Genomic DNA, 2,229 nt, shown 5'->3' with positions numbered 1-2,229 from the left:
TGCCGCCTAAATATGAATTTAGCATACCAAAAAAATTATAATTTGACAACCAAAATTAAATTTAATACAATATCAATAAGTATTGATATAATTAAATTGATTCAAATATGAAATCGAAATGTTGTAAAAATAAGAAATCTGCCGATGAATTGCTAAAAACAGCCGAGTTTTTAAAAATCGTTGCCGAGGAAAACAGATTAAAAATTCTTTGTATTTTGAGGGACGGCGAAAAATGCGTTTGTGATATTTGGCAATACCTAGATTTGGCTCAAAATCTTGTTTCTCATCATTTGAAAGTATTAAAAGATCTTGGACTGGTTTTATCTCGGCAAGAAGGGTTAAAGGTCATCTACTCTATCAATAAAAAAGTCATAAAAAGTTATTCAGAATTATTAAATAAATTTTTAAATTCCTATGAAAAATAAAACCATGAAAATTCAAGTTTTGGGATCGGGCTGCCCGACCTGCAAAAAGTTATTTGAGCTGACTAAACAAGCGGTTGAAGAGCTGGATTTTAAAACAGAAGTAGAATATATCACTGACATCCAAAAAATTGTTGAAATGGGCGTAATGTCCAGCCCTGTTTTGGCAATAAATGGTAAACCAGTGATGACTGGATCGGTTTCGGATATAGAAAAAATTAAAAAGATTATCAACGACTGTGGCAATGATTTTGATGTGGCGGAGAAAAAATCAGGTTGCAGTTGTGGCGGTAACTATTAATTAAAATTATGGATATTTTTTACCCGATACAAGTATTAGTCGATTGGCTAACCTATAAAATTATTAACTTAAGCCCGGAAGCTCATCTTGGGACATCGGTTAATTTTTTTATTTACGACTCGATAAAAATATTATTATTGCTTTTGGTCATTAATTATTTTATGGCCATTCTCCGGCATTACTTGCCAATAGAAAAACTGCGGGACTTTCTGGCCTCGCGAAAATGGTATGGGGTTGATTATTTGCTAGCCTCAATTTTTGGCACGATTACTCCTTTTTGTTCTTGTTCTTCTATTCCTTTGTTTATTGGATTCATCGAGGCTGGTATCCCGCTTGGCGTAACTTTGTCATTTCTAATTACTTCGCCATTGGTGAACCAAGTAGCAGTTGTTCTTTTTGCTGGATTATTTGGTTGGAAAATCATGATTCTTTATGTGATATCGGCAATGCTTTTGGGAATTTTTGGCGGTTTCATTTTGGGCAAATTAAAACTAGAAAAATATGTGGCCGATTATGTTTGGCAGATAAAAAGCCAAAAGACAGAAATAAAAAACCAAAAAGAAACCTTTACTGTTTTAATTAAGAAATTTTGGCAGGAAGGGTTTGATCTGACAAAAAAGATAACTCCTTATGTGCTCTTGGGAATTGCTGTCGGGGCGGCGATACATGGTTTCATCCCAGCTGGTTTTTTTGAAAAATATATTACAGCAGACAATTTGTTTGCAGTGCCGCTGGCAACAATATTGGCTGTGCCGATGTATGCCAATGCCGTCGGAGTTATCCCAATTATGCAATCGCTGGTAGAAAAAGGAATCCCCTTGGGTACGGCCATGGCTTTTATGATGGCGGTGGTCGGTCTTTCTTTGCCGGAAGCTCTGATTTTGAAAAGAGTGATGAAAATAAAATTGCTCGTCTATTTTTTCGGTATAACTACTATCAATATAATAATTATAGGGTATTTATTTAATGCCTTTGTAAAATAAAAACTATGTAAAATAAAATTATCATTTTAATTATTGGAGTTGCCCTTGTTGGAATAACATTTTGGTTTGTAAAAAACGGCAACAAGCCGACGGAAGCGCAAAGTGCTGATAATCAAACGGCAAAGAGTCAAGAAGAATTTCCGATGTCCACGGCAAAAATCTCGGCGGAAAAAATTGAAGTTGTCCATTTTCACGCCACCCAGCAATGTTGGTCTTGCGTTACGGTCGGCGAATACGCCTTGAAAACAATCAAAGAAAAATTTCCGGAAGAATATAAAAATGGAACTATTGTTTTTAGGGATATTAACGGCGAATTGCCGGAAAATAGAGATATGGTCATAAAATACAAAGCTGGGGGATCATCGCTTTTTGTAAATGCGATTACGGCGGGAAAAGATAATATTAAAGAAGATGCTACCGTTTGGCGTTTAGTTTCCAATGAAAGCCAATTTATCAATTATTTTCAAGATAAACTCAATAAACTTTTAGGAAAATAATTATGGATTTTATAAATTTTTTAATC

The 2,229-nt window shown here is 34.7% G+C and carries 4 protein-coding genes and 1 pseudogene (1 of these 5 only partly in view); 4 read left to right on the top strand and 1 reads right to left on the bottom strand.

The window, feature by feature from the left end; all coding sequences use genetic code 11:
* A pseudogene (locus tag COU51_01220) lies at positions 1-25 on the bottom strand (hypothetical protein); it reaches 257 nt to the left of the window's first position.
* An 82-nt stretch (positions 26-107) separates the two neighbouring features.
* Between COU51_01220 and COU51_01215 the strand changes: the two are divergent.
* The 4 genes from COU51_01215 to COU51_01200 all read left to right on the top strand — a co-directional run bounded on the left by COU51_01215 (position 108) and on the right by COU51_01200 (position 2,203).
* Entirely contained in the window at positions 108-425 is a 318-nt protein-coding gene (locus tag COU51_01215; GenBank protein PIR66908.1) for a transcriptional regulator, read from the top strand.
* Positions 415-723: a thioredoxin family protein gene (locus COU51_01210; protein PIR66907.1), complete on the top strand. Its 309-nt coding sequence runs from the start codon at positions 415-417 to the stop codon at positions 721-723. Before COU51_01215 ends, COU51_01210 begins: the two co-directional genes overlap by 11 nt.
* A gap of 8 nt (positions 724-731) precedes the next feature.
* Complete coding sequence (locus COU51_01205; protein ID PIR66906.1) at positions 732-1,706, top strand: permease; 975 nt, start codon at positions 732-734, stop codon at positions 1,704-1,706.
* A gap of 143 nt (positions 1,707-1,849) precedes the next feature.
* Positions 1,850-2,203 carry a hypothetical protein gene (locus COU51_01200; protein PIR66905.1) on the top strand — a complete coding sequence of 118 codons (354 nt, stop codon included), beginning with the start codon at positions 1,850-1,852 and terminating at the stop codon, positions 2,201-2,203.
* Positions 2,204-2,229: the final 26 nt, after the last annotated feature.

This window comes from Parcubacteria group bacterium CG10_big_fil_rev_8_21_14_0_10_36_14 (genome assembly GCA_002772895.1).
GTDB lineage: Bacteria > Patescibacteriota > Patescibacteriia.
Note: the sequence above shows the minus strand (reverse complement) of the source record. Positions and strands in the feature narration are given on the sequence as shown.